This window comes from Trebonia kvetii (assembly GCF_007827045.1).
GTDB lineage: Bacteria > Actinomycetota > Actinomycetes > Streptosporangiales > Streptosporangiaceae > Trebonia > Trebonia kvetii.
In genome coordinates this window covers 106,079-130,912 of record NZ_RPFW01000009.1, presented here as the reverse complement: position 1 = coordinate 130,912, position 24,834 = coordinate 106,079, and the positions used below count along the sequence as shown (strand labels likewise).

Annotated in this window: 24 protein-coding genes; 11 read left to right on the top strand and 13 right to left on the bottom strand. The window is 71.2% G+C overall.

From position 1 onward, the window contains the following. Positions 1-156: 156 nt before the first annotated feature. Positions 157-1,767: a hypothetical protein gene (locus EAS64_RS37370; protein ID WP_145861016.1), complete on the bottom strand. Its 1,611-nt coding sequence runs from the start codon at positions 1,765-1,767 to the stop codon at positions 157-159. Positions 1,768-2,156: 389 nt separating this feature from the next. On the opposite strand from EAS64_RS37370, the gene EAS64_RS37365 reads away from it, so the two are divergent. From EAS64_RS37365 to EAS64_RS37350, 4 genes are all read left to right on the top strand, one after another. Further along, positions 2,157-2,618: a MaoC family dehydratase gene (locus tag EAS64_RS37365; RefSeq protein WP_145861014.1), complete on the top strand. Its 462-nt coding sequence runs from the start codon at positions 2,157-2,159 to the stop codon at positions 2,616-2,618. 72 nt (positions 2,619-2,690) lie between these two features. Further along, complete coding sequence (locus EAS64_RS37360; protein WP_187366460.1) at positions 2,691-3,449, top strand: maleylpyruvate isomerase family mycothiol-dependent enzyme; 759 nt, start codon at positions 2,691-2,693, stop codon at positions 3,447-3,449. Between the two features lie 58 nt (positions 3,450-3,507). Next, on the top strand, positions 3,508-4,368 hold the full coding sequence (locus EAS64_RS37355; RefSeq protein ID WP_145861011.1) for a metallophosphoesterase family protein: 861 nt from the start codon (positions 3,508-3,510) through the stop codon (positions 4,366-4,368). Positions 4,369-4,379: 11 nt separating this feature from the next. Then, the gene (locus tag EAS64_RS37350) at positions 4,380-5,141 is read left to right on the top strand and encodes a phosphotransferase family protein (protein ID WP_187366459.1); all 762 of its coding nucleotides are present in this window, start codon (positions 4,380-4,382) and stop codon (positions 5,139-5,141) included. 214 nt (positions 5,142-5,355) lie between these two features. Here the strand turns inward: EAS64_RS37350 and EAS64_RS37345 are convergent, their stop codons facing one another. Then, positions 5,356-5,874 (bottom strand): XdhC family protein, encoded by a 519-nt coding sequence (locus EAS64_RS37345; protein ID WP_246116065.1) that lies wholly within the window; start codon positions 5,872-5,874, stop codon positions 5,356-5,358. Positions 5,875-6,050: 176 nt separating this feature from the next. Between EAS64_RS37345 and EAS64_RS37340 the strand changes: the two genes are divergently transcribed. Then, positions 6,051-6,632 carry a nitroreductase family protein gene (locus EAS64_RS37340; protein WP_145861007.1) on the top strand — a complete coding sequence of 194 codons (582 nt, stop codon included), beginning with the start codon at positions 6,051-6,053 and terminating at the stop codon, positions 6,630-6,632. Positions 6,633-6,662: 30 nt separating this feature from the next. On the opposite strand, the gene EAS64_RS37335 is transcribed toward EAS64_RS37340, so the two are convergent. Both EAS64_RS37335 and EAS64_RS37330 read right to left on the bottom strand, forming a co-directional pair. Next, complete coding sequence (locus tag EAS64_RS37335) at positions 6,663-7,952, bottom strand: AI-2E family transporter (protein WP_145861005.1); 1,290 nt, start codon at positions 7,950-7,952, stop codon at positions 6,663-6,665. 201 nt (positions 7,953-8,153) lie between these two features. Continuing rightward, complete coding sequence (locus tag EAS64_RS37330; RefSeq protein WP_145861403.1) at positions 8,154-9,377, bottom strand: glycoside hydrolase family 3 N-terminal domain-containing protein; 1,224 nt, start codon at positions 9,375-9,377, stop codon at positions 8,154-8,156. A 145-nt stretch (positions 9,378-9,522) separates the two neighbouring features. Here EAS64_RS37330 and EAS64_RS37325 point away from each other — a divergent pair, with 145 nt between their 5' ends. Next, the gene (locus EAS64_RS37325; protein WP_145861004.1) at positions 9,523-10,527 is read left to right on the top strand and encodes an LLM class flavin-dependent oxidoreductase; all 1,005 of its coding nucleotides are present in this window, start codon (positions 9,523-9,525) and stop codon (positions 10,525-10,527) included. A 91-nt stretch (positions 10,528-10,618) separates the two neighbouring features. Here EAS64_RS37325 and EAS64_RS37320 read toward each other — a convergent pair whose 3' ends face one another. Next, positions 10,619-12,265, bottom strand: a complete 1,647-nt coding sequence (locus tag EAS64_RS37320; RefSeq protein WP_145861002.1) for an amidohydrolase — start codon at positions 12,263-12,265, stop codon at positions 10,619-10,621. Between the two features lie 125 nt (positions 12,266-12,390). On the opposite strand from EAS64_RS37320, the gene EAS64_RS37315 reads away from it, so the two are divergent. Continuing rightward, a complete protein-coding gene (locus EAS64_RS37315) occupies positions 12,391-12,708 on the top strand; it encodes an ArsR/SmtB family transcription factor (protein WP_246116064.1) in 318 nt (105 codons plus the stop codon). Beyond that, complete coding sequence (locus EAS64_RS37310; protein ID WP_145861000.1) at positions 12,705-13,247, top strand: SRPBCC domain-containing protein; 543 nt, start codon at positions 12,705-12,707, stop codon at positions 13,245-13,247. The genes EAS64_RS37315 and EAS64_RS37310 overlap by 4 nt, the downstream gene beginning before the upstream one ends. Here EAS64_RS37310 and EAS64_RS37305 read toward each other — a convergent pair. Then, the gene (locus EAS64_RS37305) at positions 13,228-13,686 is read right to left on the bottom strand and encodes a GNAT family N-acetyltransferase (RefSeq protein WP_145860998.1); all 459 of its coding nucleotides are present in this window, start codon (positions 13,684-13,686) and stop codon (positions 13,228-13,230) included. The two genes, EAS64_RS37310 and EAS64_RS37305, sit on opposite strands and share 20 nt — an antisense overlap. A gap of 196 nt (positions 13,687-13,882) precedes the next feature. On the opposite strand from EAS64_RS37305, the gene EAS64_RS37300 reads away from it, so the two are divergent. Together EAS64_RS37300 and EAS64_RS37295 are read left to right on the top strand one after the other, a co-directional pair. Continuing rightward, complete coding sequence (locus tag EAS64_RS37300) at positions 13,883-14,203, top strand: YciI family protein (RefSeq protein WP_222849893.1); 321 nt, start codon at positions 13,883-13,885, stop codon at positions 14,201-14,203. A gap of 58 nt (positions 14,204-14,261) precedes the next feature. Continuing rightward, the gene (locus EAS64_RS37295; RefSeq protein WP_145860996.1) at positions 14,262-15,554 is read left to right on the top strand and encodes an RNA polymerase sigma factor; all 1,293 of its coding nucleotides are present in this window, start codon (positions 14,262-14,264) and stop codon (positions 15,552-15,554) included. Between the two features lie 20 nt (positions 15,555-15,574). On the opposite strand, the gene EAS64_RS37290 is transcribed toward EAS64_RS37295, so the two are convergent. Further along, positions 15,575-16,192: a TetR/AcrR family transcriptional regulator gene (locus tag EAS64_RS37290; RefSeq protein WP_187366457.1), complete on the bottom strand. Its 618-nt coding sequence runs from the start codon at positions 16,190-16,192 to the stop codon at positions 15,575-15,577. Positions 16,193-16,315: 123 nt separating this feature from the next. On the opposite strand from EAS64_RS37290, the gene EAS64_RS37285 reads away from it, so the two are divergent. After that, a complete protein-coding gene (locus tag EAS64_RS37285) occupies positions 16,316-17,920 on the top strand; it encodes a DHA2 family efflux MFS transporter permease subunit (protein ID WP_145860992.1) in 1,605 nt (534 codons plus the stop codon). A 73-nt stretch (positions 17,921-17,993) separates the two neighbouring features. Here the strand turns inward: EAS64_RS37285 and EAS64_RS37280 are convergent, their stop codons facing one another. Genes EAS64_RS37280 through EAS64_RS37255 form a run of 6 tightly spaced genes read right to left on the bottom strand, consistent with a single transcriptional unit; the run spans position 17,994 to position 24,833 of the window. Further along, positions 17,994-19,160 (bottom strand): M20/M25/M40 family metallo-hydrolase, encoded by a 1,167-nt coding sequence (locus EAS64_RS37280; RefSeq protein ID WP_145860990.1) that lies wholly within the window; start codon positions 19,158-19,160, stop codon positions 17,994-17,996. 1 nt (position 19,161) lies between these two features. Beyond that, positions 19,162-20,232: an ABC transporter ATP-binding protein gene (locus EAS64_RS37275; RefSeq protein ID WP_145860988.1), complete on the bottom strand. Its 1,071-nt coding sequence runs from the start codon at positions 20,230-20,232 to the stop codon at positions 19,162-19,164. Further along, on the bottom strand, positions 20,229-21,281 hold the full coding sequence (locus tag EAS64_RS37270) for an ABC transporter ATP-binding protein (protein WP_145860986.1): 1,053 nt from the start codon (positions 21,279-21,281) through the stop codon (positions 20,229-20,231). The genes EAS64_RS37275 and EAS64_RS37270 overlap by 4 nt, the downstream gene beginning before the upstream one ends. Further along, positions 21,278-22,186 carry an ABC transporter permease gene (locus tag EAS64_RS37265; RefSeq protein WP_145860984.1) on the bottom strand — a complete coding sequence of 303 codons (909 nt, stop codon included), beginning with the start codon at positions 22,184-22,186 and terminating at the stop codon, positions 21,278-21,280. Before EAS64_RS37265 ends, EAS64_RS37270 begins: the two co-directional genes overlap by 4 nt. Further along, positions 22,187-23,161 (bottom strand): ABC transporter permease, encoded by a 975-nt coding sequence (locus tag EAS64_RS37260; RefSeq protein WP_187366456.1) that lies wholly within the window; start codon positions 23,159-23,161, stop codon positions 22,187-22,189. Between the two features lie 13 nt (positions 23,162-23,174). Continuing rightward, the gene (locus EAS64_RS37255; protein ID WP_145860980.1) at positions 23,175-24,833 is read right to left on the bottom strand and encodes an ABC transporter substrate-binding protein; all 1,659 of its coding nucleotides are present in this window, start codon (positions 24,831-24,833) and stop codon (positions 23,175-23,177) included. Position 24,834 lies beyond the last annotated feature (1 nt).

The following is a 24,834-nucleotide window of genomic DNA, read 5'->3' as shown; positions in this document are numbered from 1 at the left end:
GCCACCACTGAAGGTCAGGAAACGTCTTCATCGTGGCCAACGATAGCACCGGCGCACTGCGCCTGCAGCACTTCTGGGCCTGCAGCACTTCTGGGCTCGTACCACTTCCGGGCCCGCGGCACTTCCGCCCCCGCCGGCGCTGCCGCGCGCGGCTCGTCAGCTGGCGGGCATCGGGCAGGCGGCGCGGGTGTCCGGCATCCGCCAGGCGGCGGCCGCGCCGTCGATCAACTCGGCGGCCTTGCGGAGGCTGCCGTCGTCCGCGGCGGTGACCTGCTGCCCGGACACGAAGGCACGGACCATCGGGAACACCGCCGGGTCGCCGAGTAGGCCGCCGTGGAGTGCGTTCACCACGACCACATCGGCCGGCAGGGCGCAGTCGGGGAGCGTCACCGCGTCCGCGAGCGGGATCACGGCGAGCCAGCGGAGCGACGGGTGCGCGCCGGCGACGACGTCCTCGAAGTACCTGGCGCCGTACTCGCTGACCGAGGCGAGCAGCTGCTTGGCGCCGCTCGGGCCGTATGGCGACATGCCGCCGACCACGCGGTTCAGCTCCTCCAGTGCTTCCTGCGAGACGGAGGCGCCGTCCGGTCCCTGATAGCTGAGCTGACCGGGACTGACGATCGGGCTGAGCAGTGCCACGGCGGCGACCGGCAGATGGCGATGGCGGGCGAGCATCGCGTAGACGCCGAGCGTGCCCTCACTCTCCGCGACCACGTCGACCGGCCGACCCGTCACCGCGTGCAGCGCGCCGACCTGCGCGGCGATCCGATCACCGAGAGCCGGGAGCGGCAGGTCGTCGGCGGACCCGCCGCCGGGGCGCGGCTTTCCGTTCGGGCCGAGGCCCAGGTAGGAGAACTGGCGCACAGGCACCCCCGGCAGCGCGGCGTGCAGGCTGTTGGCGGCGTCACAGCACCACGATCCCCAGCCGCCGACCACGAGGACCGCATCGCCGTCCGTCCCGGCCACCGTGCCGGGTGAGGACGACCGGGCCCGCTGCCCCGTTTCCTGCCCGGACAGTGCCGCGCTGACCGCGACGCCCTGCGCGGGGCTGATCGGCAGCTGTATCGTGCCGGTGAACATGAGGCGGGCGACGCCGACCACGATGGCGACCACGGTCACCGCCGCGACCGGCGCGAAGGGCAGGCTGAACAGCAGCCGCGCGGGCACCGACTCGTGAGCGCGCGGCTGCACCCGGGCGGCGAGGCCGGCCAGGCCGTACCAGGCCCTGGCGTTGACCAGGCCGGCCAGGCCGACGATGACAAGCGCGCCACCTGCGGGCAGGTACGCGATCACCGCCGCGGCGGCGGTCGCCGCGGCGAAGCTGTACATCAGCCAGCCGACGGCGCTCGCCGCGGGCAGCCGCCGCCACCACGAGGACATCACGCCGCCGTGGCTGAGTGCGGCGACGATGCCGAGCATGATCGGGAACGCCGCGAGGAAGGGCCAGGAGAACGGGAGCACCGCGGCGCTCAGCGCCAGGGTGGCCGCTGGCAGCAGCAGCACCCAGGCAAGGAGGGTCAGCGCGGCGCACGAGACGAATGCCGTGCCGGTCCGCGGTCCTGGCACGCCGCGCGGCCAGGCCAGTCGCAGCAGCGCCACGTCAAGCGCGGACCGCGCGGCCAGGACAAGGACGAGCAGGCCGACGAACCATAGCCAGGACAGGCCGCCGGCGAACATCCACCGCAGGTCGTGATAGGCGGCGAGCGACGGCGGCGCGGTGACCTGCGGCGCGACGGACCTGGCGCTGGGGGCGAGGAGCGTGAGCAAGCCACCCTCCACCACAGCGCCGCCTGCCGCGGTGAGAATGAGCCCCCTGTGCCGAAGGAATCTCTCGGCGGGAAATTCCGTGCGCATATGAGATCCAGGTGAGCGGCGACAACCGCCCTCAGCCAGCACAACCAGCTAACCGGAGGGTGCATTCCATATCTCGATCACAATCCGGCAAACCAGCCGTCCATCCCCGTAGCGGATATTCTTCCCGGGTCCGCACTCGGTGACACGCCGTGCTCGCCGTGCGGCGTACCGGTTACCTGCGGGTAGGCAACGATCAGGGTTCCTGATAACGTCTGCCATGCGCAGCGCGGGGACCGGCGGGTCCACCGCCGGCCTGGCGGGTATGCCCCTGGAGCCGGCCCGTGCGGATGGAGGAGAACGAGATGAGCAGCAGCACGACGACAACGCTGGCGGAGCTTCCCGCGCTGAAGGGTTCGGTGCTCGGGGTCAGCGACTGGTTCGAGGTCACTCAGGACCGGGTGAACACGTTCGCCGACGCGACCGACGACCACCAGTGGATCCACGTGGACCCGGAGCGGGCCACCGCCGAGTCCCCGTTCGGCGGCCCGATCGGGCACGGGTTCCTCACCCTGTCGCTGTTCATCCCGATGTGGGGGCAGATTCTCACCGTCACCGACGTCAAGATGGGGGTGAACTACGGGCTCAACAAGGTGCGCTTCCCCGCTCCGGTGCCCGTCGGCGCCCGCATCAGGCTCACTGCCACGCTGCTCGACGTCGAGGAGGTCAAGGGCGGCCTCCAGCTGACGGTCGCCGGGGTGATCGAGCGCGAGGGGTCGGACAAGCCGGTCTGCGTGCTGGAGTCGCTCGCCAGGTTCTACGGCTGACCGGCATTCCCGCCGGTTCCGCGCGCCCGCGGCGCGGCGCCGACCGTCCGCGGCGCGCTGTAGCCTGACGTGGTGCTTGATCACGAAGGGTTCTGCCAGCGCGCCGAGAACGAGATCGCGGCCCTCGCCGAGGTCATCGCGGGCGCACCCGACATCGCGTCGGACGTGCCGAGCTGTCCGGGCTGGACATTCGCTGACCTGGCCCAGCACACGGGTGACGTGCACCGCTGGGCCACGACCATCGTCGAGACCCGGGCGACCGCGCGGGTGCCGTTCCCCGAGGCCGACTCGCCCTGGGCGTCAGCCGATGGCTGGGCGCAGTGGCTGACGTCTGGCGCGCGCCCGCTGCTCGCCGCGCTTCGCTCGGCGGGACCGCTGACCCCGGTCTGGTCCTGGGGGCCCGGTCGGACCTCCGGCTGGTGGGCGCGCCGGATGCTGCACGAGACGACGGTGCACCGGGCAGACGCCGAACTCGCGCTTGGTGTCGGCCCGGTCATCGACCCCGTCGTCGCCGCCGACGGCATCGACGAGTTCCTGTTCAACCTGCCGTCCGCGCGGCGGCCGTTCAAGCACCTGTCGTCGCTGCCCGCCGGAGCTTCTGTCCACCTGCACGCGACCGATCACGACGGCGAGTGGCTGATCAGGTTCACCGGCGACACCAGCGGGATCTCCTGGTCGCGCGGGCACGAGAAGGCCACCGTGGCGGTCCGCGGCGCCGTGACTGACCTGTTGCTCGTCGCCTACGGGCGCATGCCCGCCTCGAACGAGCGGCTGGCCGTGTTCGGCGACCCGTCGGTGCTCGACGCGTGGCAGCAGAAGACGGCCCTTTGAACGCCGGCCCTGTTAGCGCCGACCCGGTGAACGCGGGCATCCCCCGCCGCGGCCGCTGATGCCGGGACGGCTGCTCGCGGTCAGCGACCTGCACATCGGGTACCCGGAGAACCGCGCGTACGCGGACTCGCTCGCGCCCGAGCATCCCGACGACTGGCTGATCGTCGCGGGCGACGTCGGCGAGTCGTTCGCCGACGTCGGGTTCGTGCTCGCCTCGCTTGCCAACCGGTTCGCGCGGGTGATCTGGACGCCTGGCAACCACGAACTGTGGACGCTGCCCGGCGACCGGGTCGCGCTGCGCGGCGCCGCCAGGTACGACGCCCTCGTCACCGTGTGCCGCAAGTTCGGGGTGCTGACCCCGGAGGACGACTTCCCCCGCTGGCCGGGACCGGACGGCCCGGTGACGGTCGCCCCGTTGTTCACGCTGTACGACTACTCGTTCGCGTCCGGCGACGCCACGACGGGGGACGGCGGCGCCGGCGGCGGTGCGGCCGATGACGCGAGAGTGGCGGCGCTCGCCGCCGCGCGGCGGGCCGGGATCACCCCCATGGACGAGGGACGCCTGCACGCCGACCCGTACCCGTCACTCGCCGCGTGGTGCGCGGACCGGGTGGCGGCGACGGATCGGCGGCTGGCCGGGGTCACCGGGCCCGTCGTGCTCGTCAGCCACTGGCCGCTGTCGCCCGGGCCGCTTGCGGCGCTGCGGCACCCGGAGTTCGCGCCGTGGTGCGGGACCACGCTCACCGACGGCTGGCACACCCGTGAGGGCGTGCTGGCCTGCGTGTACGGTCACCTGCACATCCCGCGCGGCACGCGGCACGACGGCGTGCGCTTCGAGGAGGTCTCCGTTGGCTATCCGCGCGAATGGCAGCGCTGGGGCTCTGCTCCACCGCCACCGCGGGTGGTCCTCGGGCAGTAAGGTGGGTCGCCGTGCCTCCTTTCGTGAAGCGCCGTCCGCCCGCCGCACCCGGGTCGATCCCAGCCGTGCTCGGCATGTTCACCGGCGAGGTCCGCTTCTACCGTGAAATCGCGCCGTTGCTCGGCGTGCGGGTGCCCGCCTGCTATACGGCCGAGGACACCGCCGAGGGCACGCTGCTCGTCCTCGAGGACCTGTCCGCGTGGACGCCGGGCGCCGATCCCGCGAGGGCGGCTCGCGTGCTGTCCGGCATGCACCATCGCTGGTCGGGCGCGGGCCCGGTCCGCTGGCCGTGGCTGCGGCCGATCGGCGCCGCCATCGACCTGGTGGAAGAGCTGTACGCGCGGACCTGGCCGCATCTGGTGCAGCGCGGCGACCTGCCGCGTCCCGTCGCCGCGTTCAGCGAGGCGCTGGTGGGACGGGTCACCGACGCGGAACGCGCGATCCTGGACGCCGGACCGCTGACGATCATCCACGGCGACGCCCAGGCGCGGAACATGCGTACCGGCCCGGCCGGCGAGGTGGCCCTGCTCGACTGGGAGGACGTGTCGGCGGCGCCCGGCCTGCTCGACCTGGCGTGGCTGCTCACCTCCTCGACGGACCCCGGCCGCTGGGACGAGGTGATCGACGCCTACGGCCCGGCCCACGGCCTGCACCACGTCCTGCCGGCCGTCATCGTCCAGGGCCTGCTCAGCATGACAGGCGAGCCCCCAGGCTCACCCGAGGCGCGGGCCTGGACCGCCCGCCTCGACGAGGCCTGCTCCCGCCTCCGCTAACGCCGGGCGCGTCGCCGGCAGGGGGAACCTGGCGGCACGCGACAGCGCCGGGTGCAGTTCATCCTGCACGGCGTCATGTACGACGTGACCGGCCCGGCCGTCTCTCCCCGGGAAGCCGAGCACCTGGCCGGCGAAATCCGCCCGGCGTAGCGCACGCACGTACGCGGCGCGGGTGCTGGGCAGAGTAAGCCGCAACCGTTCGGGATGACGGGTTTTAGAAGGCGAAGCCGCCGGGGCGGGAGTTGCGGTCGGCGAGCAGGCCCGCGAGGGTGGAGATGGCGATCTCCGGCGGGATGCGGGAGCCGATGTTGAGCCCGATGGGGCGGTGCACCCGGGCGATGTCCGCCGCGTCGACGCCGAGGTCGGTGAGGGCGGCGACGTGCGGCCCCGCGTGCCGCGGGTTGCCCATGATGCCGACCCAGCGGGCCTTGGTGGCGAGGGCGTCGCGCAGCAGCACGCCGAGTTCGTCCCGGTGGTGGTCGGTGACCACCACGTCCGCGTCGTCGAGGTCCTCGGGCATGGCCGTGAGAACCGGGAAGCCCGCCATCCGGGCGGCCTCCGCCCGGCCGGCGTCCGGCTCCACGAGGAGGGTGCGGAACCCGGCGTCGGCGGCGTATCTCAGCAGGTATCCGGAGACGGGCGAGGCGAACACGGCCACCAGCGCGCGCTGCGCGGACTCGCCGCCCGCCTGCGGCGCGGCCGCGGAAGCCTGTGACGCGGAAGCCTGTGACACGGAAGCCTGTGACACGGAAGCCTGAGACGCGGAAGCCTGTGACACGGAAGCCTGGGGAACGGGAGACGGGGACGCGCCGTGGGCGACCGCGCAGGCGTCGGATTCTGCTGCCATGCCGCCAAGTCTGCTACATCCCGATGCCGATAGCCACGTCGCGCCTGGTTAGGGTGATCGCTATGGAGTTCCAGGAGGTAGTGCGGCGGCGGCGAATGGTGCGGACGTTCACCGCCGAGCCGGTGCCGCAGGAGTCGCTCGACCGGATACTCGGAAACGCGGTGCGGGGTCCGTCGGCCGGGTTCTCGCAGGGACAGTCGTTCCTCGTGCTGACCGACGAGGCGGACAGGAAGCGGTTCTGGTCGGTGGCCGGGGCGGCGGTCGCCGAGTCGTCGCAGACGGCCCCCCTGGTGATCGTCCCGATGTCGTGCAAGCGGGTCTACCTCGAGCGCTACGCCCAGCCAGACAAGGGCTGGACGGATACGGACGAGGCCCGCTGGCCGGTGCCGTTCTGGCACATCGACACCGGGATGGCGGGCCTGCTGATCCTGCAGACCTCGGTGGACGAGGGTCTCGGCGCGGTGTACTTCGGCATCGTGCCCGAGGCGGTGGCGCCGTTCCGCGCGGCGTTCGGCGTGCCCGACGATCAGGAGCCGATCGGCGCGATCGCGATCGGCTACGACGGCGAGGCGGACAAGCGCGATCTGCGGTCCCGGCGGCGCGACCTCAGTGACGTGATGCACTACGGCCGCTGGGCTGGGTAGGCGGCCGCTTCGCTGAGCGCGCCGACCCCGTCAGGAGGGGCCTTGGGCGGCGTGCGCGCCGTGCCTGGCCGGCTCTCCGGACTGGGCAGCGTCCCCGCCATCGTCCTCGACTCCCTGCTGGGCGATTTCCCTCGCCTCCTTGGCGGCATCGCCCGAGGATTTGACGATGTCCGACTCCTCCGCGTCCGCCTCCGATGGCGGGGCGGTGAGCCGCCACGCCTCGCGGACGATCACCTGGAACGCGCCAGCTGCCGGGATGGCGAGCAGCGCCGCGACGAAACCGCCGAACAGGCCGCCGAGCCAGTCGCCGAGTGAGGCGGCGACCAGCACGGCGACAAGCACAAGCAGCGGCGAGATGCGCACCGTCTTGGACATGATGACCGGGTTGAGTATGTGGTTCTCAAGCTGCGTGTAGACCAGGAAGACCACCAGCGTGATGATGCCCGCGGTGAGGCCGTTGGCGAACAGGGCGAACAGCACGACGGGGATGCCCGCCAGGGCGCCGCCGATCATCGGCAGGAAGTCGACGAGCGCGACCCACAGCGCCCACAGCAGGGGGAACGGCACGCCGAGCACGGCGAGGTCGACGAGGACGACGAGGCCGCAGATGATCGAGGTCAGGAAGTTGCCGACCATGTAACCGACGACCGAGCGGTTCACCTCGGACGCGACCGCCTGCACCTCCTCCGCCTGCCCGGGAGAGAGCAGCGAAAGCAGGCCGCGCCGCAGCTTCGGCCCTTCGAGCAGCAGCATCAGCACCAGGATGAAGATGGTGAGGAGTTCGATGACCAGCGACAGCGCGCCCTTGCCGACGGCGAGCGCCGGTGAGGAGAGGTTCTGCCCGAACGTCACCAGCTTCGACGAGTTCTGCTGCACCCACTGCTGCACGTGGTAGTGCTGAACGAGCCTGCCGTACCAGTACTGGCCGTGTTCCGCCTGCGATACGTAGGTCGGCAGATTGTTCGCCAGGTGGGTGATCCCGTTGACGAGCGGGTATCCGAACGCGACGGACAGCCCGGAGAACACCAGCACCATGAGGACGCCCACCACGGTGACCGCGTATCCGCGCCGCTTCACCAGGTACCGCTGGGTCACCCCGACCAGGGGGTTCAGTATCAGCGCGAGGAACCCGGCGACGAGCAGCAGCAGCAGCACGGTCCTCAGCCGGTAGATCACCTTGCCGGCCAGGAAGAAGACGGTGACTACCAAGATGGCCGTGATAATGGTCCGCAGCGGGACCCTGCGGAGCTCGGCCGCGGCCCAGAGCCGGCCAAGCCGATACCCCAGCTGGCCCTTGCCTTGCTTGCCTTGCTCGGTCACGCCTGCCTGCCTGTTCCTCGGTTACGCGTACAGCATGTCAGGTTCTCCGCGTGATTGGCGCCATCGGTGGGGGATCGCCCGTCCGCGCTGACAACGGTGTCCTGACCGGTACCGTCCGGCTGCCGACCCTCCGCCAGGCCTGTGTTACTGCCCCGCTCACGGCCCGCTATGCGGCCTGACAGGGAGATCGGCGCAGAGAAATCAGCAGGGCAGCAGCCCGGCGGCCTGCTTGGCGGTGAGCACCCGGCGCGCGGCGTCGTCGACCGTGGCGCGGAACGCGGCGCTGGCCTTTGCCTTGGTGAGCACGGCCGCCGCCATCTGCTGCGCGGGGCCGAGAGTCTGCGAGGTGACCAGGTCGCCGCCGGCGGTGAGGAAGTCGATCGCCCTAGTCCCCTCGGGAATGGTGCTCACCGCCTGCGCCTCGCCGAGGTCATCGGAGGCGATGACGCCGCCGAAGCCGAACTGGTCGCGCAGCAGCCGCATCACGACCGGGGAGAACACCGCGAGCCTGGACGCGTCGATCCGCGTGTAGGTGGCGAGTGCGACCATCACCATCGGCACTCCGGCCCCGATCGCGGTGCGGAAGGAGTTCAGGCCGGGGTCGCCGGCCGTCGTCACATTGTCCACCACGTCCGCGGCGAAGTCGGTGTTGCCCGTCACCCGGCCAAGGCCAGGGAAGTGCTTGGCCACGGTCGCGACCCCGGCGTCGGCCATCCCCTGGATGAAGGCGGCGCCATGCGCGCCGTCGCTCGCCGGGTCAGAGCCGAAGTCCCTGTCGAGCGCGCCGATCGGCGCGTTGGACGCCGCCGTTCCGGCCGGCACCACGTCCATGACCGGCGCGAGGTCGAGGTTGACGCCCGCGGCGCGCAGTTCGGTCCCCCAGCCGGTCGCCGACTGCTTCAGCGTGTCCGCCGTCCAGCCGCCCTGCTCGAGCGCGGACGGCATGGTGGCGAACCCGGGCCCGGCGAGCTGCTGGATCTTCCCGCCCTCCTGGTTGGCGGCGATGAAGAACTTGACACCGCCCGTGTCCGACCGCGACGCGAGCGACTGCATGACGGCGGTCCGCGCGGCGAGCGCGGCGGTCCCCGCCGAGGACACGTTGAGCAGCAGCGAGCCGAAGTGGTAAGCCTGTTCCGCGGCCTCGATCTGCGAGCCGGCGATGTCGCCGTCCACTCCGACGAGGAACAGCTGGCCGACGCGCTGCGCGAGGGTGAGGTTACCGAGCGCCTGGGCCACGCACGCCGCCGCGACCGTGCCGGTCGTCGGCGGGTCGCCGGCCGCGGCGCCGGTCCCATTCGAGGCCGTGACCGCCGGGCGCGCGGACGCCGCGGATCCCCCCGCGCCGCCGCCTGAGCAGCCGGCGGTCAGCGCACAGGCCAGCACGGCGGCGCAGGCCGCTACCTGCCGCAATCGACTTCGACCCATTTGCACGTGACGACTCTAGCCGCCATTCCTTGGGTGCCGAGCACGTAGCGAAGCGAGGGTTAGTGAAAGACCATGATCCAGAACGGGTTCATGCTCCGCGTGTCCCCGCCCGCGCGGGCCTTTCCGCCCACAGAAGGGAGCGACGATGCTCTTCGCCGTCTTCGACCACAACGACGCCTCTGGCCGGCCAGCCGGCAGGCAGCTGGACGAGCGCCTCGAGCTGATCACGGCGTACGAACGGCTTGGCTACTACGCCTACCAGCTGGCCGAACACCACGGTACGCCGCTCGGCATCGCGACGCCGCACCTGATGCTCGCCGCCGCGTCCAGGCTCACCTCGACGATCAGGCTCGGCATGATGGTCTCGATCCTGCCGCTCGTCCCGCCGCTGCGGATGGTCGAGGAGATCGCTACCCTCGATCAGCTCACCGGAGGGCGGCTCGCGCTCGGCGTGGGCCGCGGCATCTCCCCGGTGGAGACCGGGTTCCACGGCGTGCCTGGCGACGAGGCGCAGCCGCGCTTCGACGAGGCCTTCGAGATCCTCCAGATGGGACTCGACCCCGCCCTGTCCGAGGTGACATTCCACGGCAAGTACTACGACATCGAGTCCGCGCCGGTGGTGACCAAGACGGTGCAGCAGCCGTTCGTCCCCTGGTATGCGACGCGGACACCGGACAAGGCCCGCTGGTGCGCCCGGCTCGGCATGCCGATGCTCGCCCTGGTCCCGTCGCAGCAGGTCCGCGTGCTCACCGACGCCTACCGGGAGGAATGGGCGTCGCTCGGCCGCGCGGAGGCGGACCTGCCGCCGCTCGGCATCTCCCGCCAGATCGTGATCGCCGACACGAACGAGGAGGCCAAGGCGATCGCCAGCCGGGCCTTCGGCCTGTTCGCGGTGAATATCAGCTATCTATGGCACAAGTTCGGCGTCCCCATGCCGCCAGGCGTGGCCGACGGCACGTTCGAGTCGCAGGCGGACGCCCACCGCTACGCCGGCGACCCGGCCGGCGCCAGGGCATGGGTCGCCGAGCACGCGCGGGCGGCGGGCGCCACCTACTTCTCGCTGGAATTCGCCTTCGGCGACATGACCAAGCAGGAGATCGCCCGCTCCGCCGAGCTGTTCGCCACCGAGGTGATGCCCGCCTTCCGCTAGGCCGGAGGTGACCCACCCCGGGCGTCGCCAGCGGGATCCGCGGGGTCTGCGGAGTCTGCGGGGTTGCGCCGTCCGCGGCGTGAGCGCGCGGTCAGTCCAGGCGGGAGTAGCGCAGTTCGCCGCCGGTGATGGTCGCGACGACCTCGAGGCCCACGATCCGGCCGGGGCTGACCAGCGTCGGGTCTTCCGACAGGACGGTGAAGTCGGCGAGCTTGCCGGCCTCGATGGAGCCCTTGACGTGCTCGGCCTTGCTGGCGTAGGCGGAGCCCCAGGTGTAGGCGCGCAGCGCCTCGGCGGCGGTGACCGCCTCCGCGGCGTTGAACGGCGCCCCGGAGGCGGTGCGCCTGTTGACCATGTCGTGGATGCCGAGCAGCGGGGTTCCCGTGACGACAGGGCGGTCGGAGCTGCCGGGCAGCACCATGCCCGCGTCGAGCAGCGATCGCTGGCGGTACAGCCAGGAGTGCCTGCCTGGACCCACGGCGGCGAGCATCCCGTCGCCGATCTCGGTGGCGAACCGGCCCTGGCCGACGGCGATCACCCCGAGCGCGGCGGCCCGCGCCACCTGGTCCGGCCTGGCGGCGGCGAAGTGCTCGATGCGGTGCCGCACGTCGGGTCGCGGGTACCTGCGGGCCGCCTCGTCGAACGCGTCGAGCGCCAGGTCGATCGCGCGGTCGCCGATGGCGTGCGCGGCGACCCGCCAGCCGGCCCGGTGGGCGGCGATCATCGTGGCCCTGAGCCGCGCGGCGTCGGCCTGGAGGTAGCCGCTGTTGGACTCCTCGCCCTCGTAGGGCGCTGTCATCGCCGCCGTCCTGCCGACAAGGGAACCGTCGGTGAAGATCTTCATCGGCCCGAGTCGGATCCAGTCGTCGCCGAAGCCGGTGCGCAGCCCCAGGTCGATCCCGGTCTCGATGCCGTCGGCCGGGTGCGCGGCCAGCGGGTGGAACGCGTCGCTGACCACCATCAGCTCGGTGCGCACGTGCAGCCGGCCCTGCTCCCTCGCCGCGGTGAAGGCGGTGAAGTCCACGGGCGAGAGGCCGACCCAGCCGCCGCCGACACCGGCCTCGGTGACGGAGGTGAGCCCCTCCGCCAGGTACCGCTCCCCCGCGGCGGCCACCGCGTCGGTCAGCGCGCTGAGGGGGTAGGGCATGGTCAGGCGGCCGACAAGCTCCTGGGCGCGCTCCTCGAGCAGGCCGTTGGGCCGCCCGGCGGCGTCGGCGGAAACCCGCCCCCCGTCGACGAACGGCGCGCTCTCGTCGATGCCAAGATCGCGCAGCACCAGGCTGTTCACCACGCAGAAGTGCCCCGAGGTGTGCTTAAGCCACACTCTGTGGCCGGGTGCGGCCGCGTCCAGCGCGTCCCTGTCCGGGTGCGCGCCCAGCTTGTTCTGGTCGTAGCCGGAGCCGATGACCCACTCCCCCGCGGGTGTGGCGGCGGCCCTGGCCGCGACGCTCGCGTACAGCTCGTCGAGGCTGTCTGCCCGCAGGTCGATCTCGGTGAGGGACAGGCCGAAGCCGGTCATGTGGTTGTGCGCGTCGTGGAAGCCGGGCACCAGCGTCGCGCCACCGAGGTCGATAATCCGCGACGGCGGGACACCCGCCCGGTCCGCGGTGGCCGGCGCCCGGTCATAGACGGCGGCGATCCGGCCGCCCGTCACGGCGACCGCGGCCGCGAGCGGCCGCGCCGGGTCCATGGTGAGTACCCGTGCGTTGACGAGCAGCAGGTCGGGCTCGAGCGGCATGGCTACCGATCATATTCCGGCCCGCCCGGTGGGCCAGGAGGCGGGCACGCCGCGGGCTCGCGGCGTGCTGTCGACTGCCTTGATACCTTGACAGTTATATAACTGGAAAGGTATGTTCAGTGGTCATGGCGATGGAAACGACCCTTCAGGTGATCGCGGAGCCGCGACGGCAGGCGATACTCGACCTGCTGCGCGGCGGCGAGCTGCCGGTCGGCGAGCTCGTGGCGCGCCTTGGGCTGAGCCAGCCGCTGGTGTCCAAGCACTTGCGGGTGCTCAAGGACGCCGGGCTCGTCCAGGTCAGGGCCGACGCGCAGCGCCGGCTGTACCGGATCAGGCCGGAACCGCTCGCCGAACTCGACGACTGGCTCGCCCCCTACCGCGCGCTGTGGAGCGGCAGCCTCGACCGGCTCGAACAGCATCTGGAACGCAGGAGGAACGGATGACGCAAGCATCGCTCGACACCAGCGGCACCAGGCCCGCCGTCAGGCTGGAGCGGCACCTGCCCGACCCGCCCGCCGTCGTCTGGCAGGCGATCACCGACCGTGCGCAGCTCAAGGCGTGGTTCCCGTGTGACGTGATCGTCGAGGGCGACCGCTGGGCGGTCGGCGCCTCGATCAGCTTCCCGTTCCCGCCCGAGGTCGTGGACATGACGCTGACCGGGACCGTGCTCGCCGTCGATGAGCCGGCGCTGCTTTCCTACACCTGGGGCGAGGACGAGGTGCTCACCTTCGAGCTGTTCCCCGACGGGGAGGGCACCCGGCTGGTGCTGACCGACCAGTTGCGCGGCAGCTGGGCAGCGCGGAACGCCGCGGGCTGGGACGACTGCCTGGACCGGCTGGCCGGTCTGCCGGCGCAGCCGGACGCGTGGCGCCGTCGGTTCGCCGCCTACTCGGCCGCGTTCGAGCCCGAGATCGGCCCCCAAGAGGGCCCGCCCGCCGACCGGTTAAGCAGAGCCGACAGACCTAACCCGGGCGGTGCCTGACGAAGAGGTCGTGGTCCGCGGCGAACCCGAGCCGCTGGTAGAACGGGATCGCCCGCTGCGAGGGACGCAGCACGACGCGGACGTAGCGCTGCCCGTCGGCGTGGTCGAGCAGCGCGCGAAGCAGCAGCGAGCCGATGCCGCGGTCCCTGTGGGCCTTGAGGACGAACGCGTTCGCCAGGTAGCCCCAGGTGCCCACGTCGCGGCCTGGCTGCGGCATCCGTGCGAAGATCGCCAGGTTCATCATGCCGACCGCCGCCCCGTCGACCTCGGCAAGCCAGGAGATCCGGCGGGCGAACTCGCGCTCGTACCAGTCGAGGAAACGCGCCTCGAACTCCGCATCGTCCACAGCGCCGTGCTGTTCCGCGGTCCACGCGCGGCGCAGGGCCGCGAGTGCAGGCCCGTCGGCGGCCTCGGCGATCCTGATAACGGGCTCGGTCATGAGCCAGAATCGTACCGATGGCGGCTAACAGGGCGGGCTACGGCCAGCGATGCGCCGGGCGCAGAGAATCATGGAGATCGCCTTCCAGGAAGCTGTCGATTTCCGGCGGGTCGTCCGACGTAGGGGATGCAGGGACGAAGCCAACAACCCGAAGGGAGAGCCATCATGGCTCAGTACGCGGTCTTGATCTGCGGCAGTGACTCCGCCCACGCCCCGGAAGCGACCGAAGAGGACCGCGGTCCACACCAGGCACCACGACGAACTCGTGGCCAGCGGGGTCCTGGTCACCGCCTGGGCCCTGACACCGAAGGACATGGCCACCTCGGTTCAGGGGGACCTCGTCACCGACGGCCCGTTCATCGACTCCAAGGAGGTCGTCGCCGGGTTCTACGTGATCGAGGCGCCTGACCTCGACGCGGCGCTGGCGATCGTCAAGCGCAATCCCGCGCTGCCCATGGGCGCCAGGCTGGAGGTCAGGCCGGTGCACGGCAGTTACACGCGCCAGGCGAAGCCGTGAACCTGCCCGTCGAGTCCCAACAGGACGAGCCGGCCGGTCACCCGAGCCCGGCGGCCAGGTGACCGACGCCGGCGCCGTCGCGGCGGCCCTGGCGGACGCGCACCGAAGCGAGTGGGCCCGGGTGCTCGCCGCGACGGCGCGCGTCGCCAGGGACCTGGACCTGGCCGAGGAGTGCGTGCAGGAGGCGTACGCGGCGGCGCTGCGCTCCTGGGCCGCGACCGGGGTCCCGGACAACCCGGCCGCCTGGCTCACCACCGCGGCCAGGCGCCGCGCCATCGATGCCATCCGCCGCGCCAGCGCGCTCCGCACCCGGCTGCCGCTGCTTGTGGAGCCCGAGGGCGACCCGTCGCCGGCGCTGACCGACGACGAGGCGGCCACGGACTGGGAACGGACCGAGGATGCCATGGACCCCGCCGCGCCCGCGCCGGACGACCGGCTGCGGCTGATCTTCACCTGCTGCCATCCCGCGCTCGCGGCCGACGCGCAGGTCGCGCTCACCCTCCGCCTGGTCTGCGGGGTGGCGACGACGGACATCGCCAGGTCGTTCCTGGTGCCCGAGGCGACGATGGCCGCGCGGATCACGCGGGCGAAGAAGAAGATCGCCGTCGCCCGCATCCCCTACCGGGTCCCGCGCAAAGCCGAGCTTCCCGAACGGTTGCGTGCGGTGCTTAACGTCGTCCACCTGCTGTTCACGGCCGGCCACACCGCCCCGTCAGGACCGTCCCTGGTCCGCGCCGACCTGGTGGAACGGGCACTGCAGCTCGCCTCGCTGCTGCAAGAGCTGATGCCCGACGAGACCGAGGTGCACGGGCTGCTCGCGCTGCTGCTCGTCACCGACGCGCGCCGGGCCACCCGCGCCGACGAGCGCGGACGGCTGATCAGGCTGGAAGACCAGGACCGCACCCGGTGGGACCGGGCCGCGCTCGCCCGGGCCGACGTGCTGATCACCGGCTGCCTGCGCGCCGGAGTGCCTGGCCGCTACGTGCTGCAGGCCGCGATCGCCGTGCTGTACGCGGAGGCGCCGAGCTACGAGGAGACCGACTGGCCGCAGCTCGTCGCCCTGTACGACGCGCTGCTGCGGGCGTGGCCTTCCCCGGTGGTAGCGCTTAACCGCACGGTTCCGCTCGCCATGACGGCCGGACCGGGGGCGGCCCTGGCGGAGATCGCGGACCTGGAGCGGGACGGCCGGCTGGCCGGCTACCAGTACTTGCCAGCGATCAAGGCGGACCTGCTCTGCCGGCTAGGCCGCACCGGCGAGGCGGCGGAAGCCTACCGCCAGGCCCTCGCCCTGGCCAGCAACGAGGCCGAGCGCGTCTTCCTCGCCGAGCGGCTGGCGGCCGTGTCCGGCTAGTCCCACCAGAAGTCTGCCTGTTAGCGGGGCGCCAGGCCGCGGATGAGGGTCGCGATGAAGGCTTGGTAGGTGTATTCCGGGTCGGGCGTGAGTACCAGGCCCTTGAGCTCGAGTGCCACCGCGCCGTGCACGGCCGACCAGATCTGCTGCGCGACCTCCAGGGGGTCGGGGGCCGCGATCACGCCGGCCGCCGCGGACATCTCCACCGCGCGGACCAGTGCGCCGAAGCAAGCCGCCGCGTGGTCATGCACCTCCTGGCTGTCGTGCTCGTGCAGGATCGCGTCCTCGAACATGATCGCGTAGAAGTGCGGGTTGGCCAGCGCGAATCTGCGGTAGGCCAGCCCGCAGGAGATGAAGCGGCCACGCATGGCCGGCTCGCCCGCCGCGGCGAATGCCTCCTCAAGCGACACCCGCAGCCGGTCGAAGCCCTTGATCAACAGGGCCTCCACCAGGCCGTCCTTGCCGCCGAGCCGGTTGTAGACGCCCATCGGCGCGATGCCCGCCTCGGCGGCGACCGCGCGGACGGTCAGCCCGGCTGGCCCCTCGCGGACGAGGACCGCCTCCGCGGCGGCCAGGAGCTCACGCTCGACGTCGGCGGACGGCGTCCGGCCGCGGCGCGCCGGTATCGCTTCACTCATGCGGACCATCATTCCTTACCCGGCTCTTTTCTGGCCGGCCCTTGACACACTATAGAACGTCGTTACATAGTTATAGAACAACGTCCTATGAATGTCGTGAACGTCACACAGGGGGAATCACCCATGGAAGCCCGTACCGGACGAACCGTCGCCGACCGGCGCTGGTGGATCCTGGCAGTGCTCTGCCTCAGCGTCCTGCTCGTGGTCGTGGACAACACGATCGTCAACGTCGCGCTGCCCACGATGAGCCGCGACCTCAATGCCTCGACCTCGGCCCTGCAGTGGGTCGTGGACGCCTACACCCTGTCGTTCGCCGGCCTGCTGCTGCTCGGCGGCAACCTCGGTGACCGGCTGGGCAGGCGCCGCTTCCTCCAGGTCGGCCTGGTGCTGTTCGGCGTGTTCTCGGTCGGCGCCGCGCTGTCGACGAATACCGGCGAACTGATCGCCGCACGCGCCGCGATGGGCCTGGCGGCCGCGCTGGTGTACCCGGCCACGCTGGCGATTCTGAACAACGTGTTCACCGTGGTCCGCGAGCGGGTCATCGCCATCGGCGTCTGGTCGGCGATCTCCGGTCTCGCGGTCGCGATCGGCCCGGTCTCCGGCGGCGCGCTGCTGCGGCACTTCTCCTGGTCGTCGGTGTTCTACGTGTCGGTGCCCCTGGTTGTCATCGCGGTGATCGCGGGCCGGCTCCTGCTGCCCGAGTCCCGCGACCCCAACGCCGGACGGTTCGACCCGCTCGGCGCGATCCTGTCCGCCGCCGGTATCGCGCTGCTGACCTACTCGATCATCGAGGCGCCGCAGCACGGCTGGGGGTCGGTCGCAACCGTCGGCGGTGTCGCGGGGTCGCTGGTCCTCCTCGCCGTCTTCGCCTGGTGGCAGGTGCGCCGCCCGGACCCGATGCTCGACGTGCGGCTGTTCCGCAACGCCCGGTTCTCCGCCGCGAGCGTCGCGATCGCGCTCGCGTTCTTCGGGCTGTTCGGGTTCATCTTCATGATCACCCAGTACTTCCAGATCGTGCGGGGCTACGACCCGCTCGGCGCGGGCATCGCGACGCTGCCGTTCGCGTTGGTCACGGCCGGTTTCTCGCCGATCGCGATGCTGCTCATGCGCCGCTTCGGCACCAAGCTGGTCGTCGCGGCCGGGCTCGCCACGATGAGCGCCGGGTTCATGGTCGCCATGACCACCGCGATCGGGTCGTCCTACTGGGGCAACGTCGTCATCTCGATGGCGCTGATGGCGGCGGGCCTCGGGCTGACCACCGGCCCGGCCACCGAGGCGATCATGGGCGCGCTGCCGCCGGGCAAGGCGGGCGCGGGCTCGGCCGTCAACGACACCACCCGCGAGGTCGGCGGCACGCTCGGCGTCGCGATCATCGGCTCGGTGCTGAACTCCGCTTACGGCTCGCACGTGCTGACCGGCCTGACCTCGCTCGGCGCGCCGGCCGCCGCCGGGCACCTGGCCGGGCAGTCGGTCGCGGCGGGCATGGCGGTGGCCGGGCGGCTCCCCGCGCCCGTCCGCGACGCCGCGCAGTCCGCGGTGCGGTCCGCGTTCATGACCGGCGTGCACCGCGGCTCGCTGGTCGCCGCCGGGGCGACGCTGGCCGCCGCGCTGCTGGCGCTGGTCTTCGTCCCGGCGCGCGCGGTCACCGGCGCGGAACCATCCATCGACGGAACGGGTGCGGCTGACTCTGGCACGGTTACCGTTCCCCGCGTGTCGGCGGAGCGCTGATCGCCGGAATCTCTTTCGGGGGACACGCGAGCCCCGCCGCAGCGTTGTGCGGCGGGGCTCGCGTGGTTGTGTCTTATGCCAGGTAGCCGACCGCCGCGCGCTCCACGATGTCGCAGAGCTTGACCAGCTCGCCGATGGACGCCCACTCGTCTGGCGCGTGGTAGTTGCCGCCTGTCGAGCCGATGAGCAACGTGGGAATGCCCGCGGCCTGCATCAGCGCCGCGTCGGTCCACCCGTTCATCCCGGTCACCTTGGGCGAGCGGCCGAGGACCTGGGTCATCGCCTCGGTGAGGATTTCCTGCAGCCGCTCGTGCCCCCGTGCCTGGAACGGCTCGCGGTCCAGGTGGACCCGCACCTCGCCCTTGAAGCCCGGCTCGGTCTTGGCCACCTCGGCGAAGATCGCCTCGATCTCCGCGACCCGGTCGCTGAGGTGCTCGCCCGGCTGGGTGCCGATCTCGATGCCGAGCACGGCCCTGCCCGGATAGGTCGCGTAATCGGTGCCGCCGCTGATCGTGCCGGTGTGGAACACGGTGCGGCCGTTCATGGCCGACGCGCCGGGTATGAACACCGTGTTGTCCAGCTTGTGCATCCGGGTGATCACCTCCGCCAGGTGCACGATCGCGTCCACCCCGATCTCCGGCACACAGCCGTGCGCGGGCACGCCGTGGGTGATCACGTCGATCCAGCCGAATCCCTGGTGCTCGACGATGAGTTCGTCGGTCTCCTGCGGCTCGATGACGATCGCGGCGTCGATGTCCAGGCCCATCTCGACCAGGTGCTGCGAGCCGATGGAGCAGCCCTCCTCGTCGGCCACGCAGGCGAGCAGCAGGTCGCCGCGGAGCTTAACGCCGGACTTGGCGATCGAGGCCATGGCGAGCATGCCCGCGACGCAGCCTGCCTTGTCGTCGGCCGAGCCGAGCCCGTACAGCCGGTCGCCGTCCAGGCGCGGCCGCAGCGCCTCGGCCGGCCAGTTCGCGTAGCCGACCGTGTCCGCGTGCGCGTTGACGCACAGCGTCGGGCCGCCGCCGGTGCCGCGCAGCCGGGCGAGCAGGTTCGGCCGGCCGGGCTCCACCTCGACGATCTCGATTTCCGCGCCGATGTCTGCGGCGGTCAGCCAGTCGGCGATGTACTGCGCGACCCGCCCTTCCCCCGCGCCGTCCGGGATCAGCCACGGGGTCACCGAGTCGATCTCGACCATGGCGCTGAGCAGCTCGATGACCTCAGTGCGGGTGACAGGCATGCTAGGGCTCCTTCGTGAAGTGGCAGGCCGCCTGGTGCGTTCTGGTGACGGGCAGCGGCACCGGGTCCGCGGCGCGGCATTGCTCTGGTTCGCCGAGCGCCCGGTACAGCGGGCAGCGCGGATGGAAGCGGCAGCCGGACGGTATCCGGGCCGCCGATGGCGCCTCGCCGGTGAGCAGCACGCGCTCGCGCCGCCCCGCCCTCTCCGGCACCGTCTCCGGCACTGGGATGACAGACACGAGCGCCTGCGTGTACGGGTGGCGCGGGTTCTTGATGACCTCGGTCGCGTCGCCGATCTCGACGATCCTGCCCAGGTAGACCACGGCGATCCGGTCGGCCACCACCCAGGCGAGCGACAGGTCGTGGGTGACGAAGAGGAACGACACGCCGCGGCTGTCGCGCAGGTCGAGCATGAGCCGCAGGATGCCGGCCCGCATCGACACGTCCAGCATTGACACCGGCTCGTCGGCGATGACCAGGCCCGGCTCGAGCACCATGGCGGCCGCGATCACCAGGCGCTGGCGCTGGCCGCCGGACATCTGATGCGGGTACCGGCCCGCCATGGTCGCGCCCGGGTGCAGGCCGACCTGCTCGAGCGCGGCGAGCACCTTCTCCCGCGGCCGGGGCAGGCCGTGCACGATGAGCGGCTCCGCCACCGTGTCGCCGGCGTTGAGCCGTGGGTCGAGCGACTCGAACGGGTCCTGGAAGACCATCTGGATGTCCTTGCGCAGGGCGCGCAGCGCCCGTCCCCGCGCGTGCGCGACGTCCTGACCGCGGAACAGCACCCGGCCGCCGGCCGGCTCCTCCAGGCGGGTGATGGCCTTGGCGATCGAGGTCTTGCCGCAGCCCGACTCGCCGACCAGGGCCAGGATCTCCCCGGTGCCGATGTCGAAGCTGACGTCGTCGACTGCCCGGATCAGCCGCTGGCCGCGCGGGCCACGGCGGGTCCGGTAGCTGACGGCCATCCGGTCCACGGCCAGTACCGGTGACGCTTCGCCCTGGCCGGCGTGAGTTTCCGTGGTTTCCCTGGTTTCCGTGCCCGCGGCCTGCGCGCTTGCCTGCTCGGCGGTCATCGCCCGGCCGCCAGGACGTCGGCGGAGTGATGGCAGGCGGCCTGATGGCCGGGACCGACCTCGCGCAGCGGCGGCGGGTCGGCGCGGCACACGTCGTCGGTGAGCGTGCAGCGGTCGGCGAACCGGCAGCCAGGCGGTGGGGCGAGCAGGTCAGGCGGGTGGCCGGGTATCGCCGCGACGAACGTGCGCTCGCGGCGGATGTCGGGGAAGGCGTGCCGGAGCCTGGCGGTGTACGGATGGGCAGCCCCCGTACTTAGTCCGGGAGCCGGGTTCAGTTCGCCTGTTACCGTGTCCGCTTGCATGCCTTCTGGCGCCTGCGCGGGAGCGAAGATCGTCGCGGTCGGCCCCGACTCCACGATCTTCCCCGCGTACATCACGTTCACGGAGTCGCACACCTCCGCGATCACCGACAGGTCGTGCGAGATCAGGATCATGGACAGCTCGAGCCGGCTGGCGAGGCCGCGCAGCAGGTCGAGTATCTGCGCCTGCGTCATCACGTCGAGCGCGGTGACCGGCTCGTCCGCCACGATCAGGCTCGGCCGGCAGGCGAGCGCCATGGCGATGAGCACCCGCTGCCGCATGCCGCCGGACAGTTCGTGCGGGTAGCTGCGCGCCCGGCCAGGGTCGATGCCCACGCCGTCGAGCAGCTCCGCGACCCGCTCCCTGACCTCGGCCTTCGTGGTCTTCGGCGGGTGGCAGCGGATCGGCTCGGCGATCTGCTCGCCGATGGTGAGCACCGGGTTGAGCGAGTTCATCGCGCCCTGGAAGACGACTGCGATCCGCCGCCAGCGCACCGCGCGCAGCTCGGGTTCGCTCATCGCCACCAGGTCCTGGCCGTCGAAGGTGATCTCGCCAGCGGCGATCGTCGCCTCCTGGGCGAGCAGCCGCGGAATGGCGAGGGCGAGCGTGGTCTTGCCGCACCCGGACTCGCCGGCCAGGCCGACCACCTGGCCGCGCCCGACCGTCAGGCTCGCGCCGTCCACGGCCGCCACCCGACCGCGCGGCGTGCGGTACTCGACCCGCAGGTCGCGGATGTCAAGCAGGCTCATCGTGAGCTCCTCAGCCGGGGGTTCAGCGCCTGGTCGACGCAGTGGCCGATCAGCGTGAAGGCCAGCACGACCAGCACGATGCCGAGGCCTGGCGGCAGGAAGTACCACCAGTCTTCGCGCCCGATGGCGCCGGACTCGAAGGCGAAATGCAGCATCGTCCCCCAAGAGACCTGGACGGGATCGCCGAGGCCGAGGAACGAGATGGTGGCCTCGGCGAGCACGGCGCCCCCGATGACCAGGACCGTGTTGGCGAAGATCAGCGGCAGCACGTTGGGCAGGATGTGCACGCGCAGGATGCGCAGGTCCGACGCGCCAAGTGAGCGCACCCGCGTGATGAACTGACGCGACCGCAGCGACAGGGTCTGCGACCTGACGATGCGGGCGGTGGTCGGCCAGCCGGTCATGCCGATCACCAGGATGATGATGGAGATGTTCTGCCCGAAGAACGCGGCGAGCGCGATCACCAGCGGCAGCTGCGGCAGCACCAGGAAGAAGTCGGTGACCCGCATCAGCAGGTTGTCGATCCAGCCGCCGTAGTAGCCGGAGGCGATGCCGAGGCCCGCGCCGAGCACCATGGAGATCGCGGTGGCCGCGAGCCCGACGAGGAGCGAGATGTGCGCGCCGGACAGGAACTCGCGGAACAGGTCACGGCCGAGTTCGTCGGTGCCGAGCCAGTGCTGTCCAGACGGCGCCTGGAGCACCCCGTTCGCCGACGACCCGGTGGTGCTCGAGGCGAACGGGAAGAACAGCGGGCCCGCCACGGCCAGGATGATGACGAGCAAGAACAGCGCGAGCCCGGCCCGGCCGAGCCAGTCCGCGGTCAGGGAGCGCCACACCCGGCGCGCCTCGTGTTCCCGCACTGGCTCGAGCGGCGGCTGCTCGGCGAGTAGTTCCGCGGCGATCATCTACGCCTCCCGCACTCTCGGATCGAGGACCTGGTAGAGCAGGTCGCTGACGAAGTTGACGAGCAGCACCGTCACCGCGAACACCAGGAAGGACGCCTCGATGACCGGGTAGTCCCTGTTCAGCACCGAGTTGTAGACGAGCAGGCCCATCCCGGGCCAGGAGAACACCGTCTCCACCTCGATCGCGCCGCCGACCACCATGCCGACGAGCAGCGCGGAGGAGGTCACCACGGGAAGCAGCGCGTTGCGCACCGCGTGCCGCCACAGCACCCGCCCCGGCGGCAGGCCCTTGGCGGTCGCGGTCAGCATGAAGTCCTCGGCGAGCACCTCGATCACCGACGCCCGCGCCACCAGGACGAACTGCGCGATGTTCACCACCACCAGCGTCACGGTGGGCAGGAACAGGTGCGCGATGACGTCCTCGATTCGCTGGAACGGCGACGCGTACACGGCGTTCGGCGTCTCCATGCCGAAGATCGGGAACGCGTGCACCCAGACGCCGAGCACGAACGCGAGAATCAGCCCGGTCCAGAAGGTCGGCAGCGCCCAGCCGATGACCGAGGCGGTCACGGTCGCGGAGTCGTAGGCGCCGGCCCGCCGCCGCGCCGCGATCACCCCCGCCACCGTCCCGACCACAATGGTCAGCACCGTGGCGGCGGCGAGCAGCAGCACCGTGTTGCCGAGGTACTGGCCGAGCACCGTGGTGACCGGCTCCCGGTAGGTGTAGGACATGCCGAGGTTCCCGTGCAGCAGGTCCTTCAGGTAGAAGAGGTACTGCACGGGCAGCGGGTGGTTGAGGCCGTACAGCTCGCTGATGGCGTTCGCCGTCGCCTGCGTCAGGTGCCCCGACCGCGTCAGCATGCGCACCGGGTTGCCGGGCAGCACGTGGAACAGCAGGAAGTTGAACGTGACGATCACGAACAGCGTGACGAGCAGCGACAGCAGCTTGCGCGCCAGGTAACGGAGCCGGATCATCGGTGGCCGCTTCCTAGACCGGTCGCGCATTCAGGTAGTTGTCCCTGGTGAAGTTCAAGATGATGCCGCCGGTCAGCGGGGTCCAGCCGGTCCAGGTGTCGGTCCGGTACGCCTGCAGCTTGGACTGGTACCACATGACGATGTAGGAGGCGGCGTCGTAGTAGTACTGCTGCGTCTGGTGCACCATGGCCAGCCGCTTGGCCGCGTCGATCTCCGCGGCCTGCTGGCCGTAGAGCGCGTCGTAGTGCTTGTCGGCGTAGTAGACGTCGTTGTTACCGCCGATCTGCGAGCTCAGCGGGATGCCGAGCATGTAGTCGGGGTCGTAGACGCCGGAGTCCCAGCCCCAGACGAAGATGTCCCAGTTCGGCGCGTCGGCGTTGTAGACGGTGTTGCCGAGCGAGTTGGCGTCGAGCGTGGTGAGCGTCAGCTGGATGCCGACCGCGGCGCAGGCGTCGCGGAAGATCTGCGCGGCGGCGACATCGACCGAGGTCGACTCGATGGCGATCAGCCGGAAGCTGAGCGGCTTGCCCGCCGCGTTGGTGCGCACCTTGCTGCCGCCGCGCAGCTTGTAGCCGGCCGCGTCGAGGACCTGCCCGGCCTTGGCCGGGTTGGCGTTGAGCTGCTCGGCCGCCGGGATGTCCAGGTGCCAGGCGCCGAAGCCCGACGGCAGCAGGACGCTGCCTGGGATGCCGTGCCCGGCGAGCGCGACGTCCACCAGCTTCTGCCGGTCCACCGCGTAGCTGAGGGCCAGCCGCACGTTCCTGTCCTTCAGCAGCGGGTTGCCGCCGGACTTGGGATTGTCCGAGACGTTGATGCCGATGTGGTGGAAGGAGAACGACTCCATCTCGACCGTCTTGACGTGCTGCGCGCCGGCCAGCCCGTCCCAGATCGTCGGCGGGACCTCCGGGCAGATGTCCACCGCGCCGGTGCGCAGGTTCTGCGCCATCACGTCCTCGTTGCCGAACAGGATCCAGCTGATCTTCTCCGCCGCCGGCTTGGTGCCCCACCACTGCTCGTTGCGCTTGATGGTGACCGACTGGCCCTTGTTCCAGCTGACGAAGGTGTACGGCCCGGTGCCGACCGGGTGGGCGTTGGTGAACTTCTGCACCTCGCTCGCCTTCATGCCCTGCCAGATGTGCTGCGGCAGTATCGGCACCGCGAGCCCGGGGTTGAACGCCTGCGGCGCGGAGAAGTTCAGCACCAGGGTGTGGTCGTCCGGGGCCTGCGCGCTGGTGAGCTGGGATACCCACTGGTCGTAGGAGCCGAGCTGCTCCTTGGCGATCGTCTCGAAGGTGAACTTCGCGTCCGCGGCGGTGAACGGCTTGCCGTCGTGCCAGCTGACACCCGAGCGCAGCTTGTAGGTGATCGACTTGCCGTCGTCGCTGTAGGTCCAGGAGGTCGCCAGGCCTGGCTCCGGCTTCAGCTCGATGCTGTAGTGCATGAGATTGTCGTAGACGAGGGCGAGGATCTCGTCCGCTTCCGTGCTGTAGGCGGTCAGCGGGTTCATGCTGTCCGGCTCGATCGTCCAGCCAACCCGGAGCAGGCTGGCCTTGTTGGACGTCGTGGCGGCCACGTTGGCGCACCCCTCGATCGCGGTCGCCGCGAGGGGCGCGGCCAGGGCGACGAGTCCGGTGCGCCGGAGAAAGTCGCGGCGGCTGGATAGGGCAGGCATC

What these genes read in the sequence shown, in the direction of transcription:
- EAS64_RS37365 (WP_145861014.1), top strand. Translation starts at nt 2,157, where the DNA reads ATGAGCAGCAGCACGACGACAACGCTGGCGGAGCTTCCCGCGCTGAAG.
- EAS64_RS37355 (WP_145861011.1), top strand. Translation starts at nt 3,508, where the DNA reads ATGCCGGGACGGCTGCTCGCGGTCAGCGACCTGCACATCGGGTACCCG.
- EAS64_RS37340 (WP_145861007.1), top strand. Translation starts at nt 6,051, where the DNA reads ATGGAGTTCCAGGAGGTAGTGCGGCGGCGGCGAATGGTGCGGACGTTC.
- EAS64_RS37330 (WP_145861403.1), bottom strand. Translation starts at nt 9,377, where the DNA reads ATGGGTCGAAGTCGATTGCGGCAGGTAGCGGCCTGCGCCGCCGTGCTG.
- EAS64_RS37325 (WP_145861004.1), top strand. Translation starts at nt 9,523, where the DNA reads ATGCTCTTCGCCGTCTTCGACCACAACGACGCCTCTGGCCGGCCAGCC.
- EAS64_RS37320 (WP_145861002.1), bottom strand. Translation starts at nt 12,265, where the DNA reads ATGCCGCTCGAGCCCGACCTGCTGCTCGTCAACGCACGGGTACTCACC.
- EAS64_RS37315 (WP_246116064.1), top strand. Translation starts at nt 12,391, where the DNA reads ATGGCGATGGAAACGACCCTTCAGGTGATCGCGGAGCCGCGACGGCAG.
- EAS64_RS37310 (WP_145861000.1), top strand. Translation starts at nt 12,705, where the DNA reads ATGACGCAAGCATCGCTCGACACCAGCGGCACCAGGCCCGCCGTCAGG.
- EAS64_RS37305 (WP_145860998.1), bottom strand. Translation starts at nt 13,686, where the DNA reads ATGACCGAGCCCGTTATCAGGATCGCCGAGGCCGCCGACGGGCCTGCA.
- EAS64_RS37290 (WP_187366457.1), bottom strand. Translation starts at nt 16,192, where the DNA reads ATGAGTGAAGCGATACCGGCGCGCCGCGGCCGGACGCCGTCCGCCGAC.
- EAS64_RS37285 (WP_145860992.1), top strand. Translation starts at nt 16,316, where the DNA reads ATGGAAGCCCGTACCGGACGAACCGTCGCCGACCGGCGCTGGTGGATC.
- EAS64_RS37280 (WP_145860990.1), bottom strand. Translation starts at nt 19,160, where the DNA reads ATGCCTGTCACCCGCACTGAGGTCATCGAGCTGCTCAGCGCCATGGTC.
- EAS64_RS37275 (WP_145860988.1), bottom strand. Translation starts at nt 20,232, where the DNA reads ATGACCGCCGAGCAGGCAAGCGCGCAGGCCGCGGGCACGGAAACCAGG.
- EAS64_RS37270 (WP_145860986.1), bottom strand. Translation starts at nt 21,281, where the DNA reads ATGAGCCTGCTTGACATCCGCGACCTGCGGGTCGAGTACCGCACGCCG.
- EAS64_RS37265 (WP_145860984.1), bottom strand. Translation starts at nt 22,186, where the DNA reads ATGATCGCCGCGGAACTACTCGCCGAGCAGCCGCCGCTCGAGCCAGTG.
- EAS64_RS37260 (WP_187366456.1), bottom strand. Translation starts at nt 23,161, where the DNA reads ATGATCCGGCTCCGTTACCTGGCGCGCAAGCTGCTGTCGCTGCTCGTC.
- EAS64_RS37255 (WP_145860980.1), bottom strand. Translation starts at nt 24,833, where the DNA reads ATGCCTGCCCTATCCAGCCGCCGCGACTTTCTCCGGCGCACCGGACTC.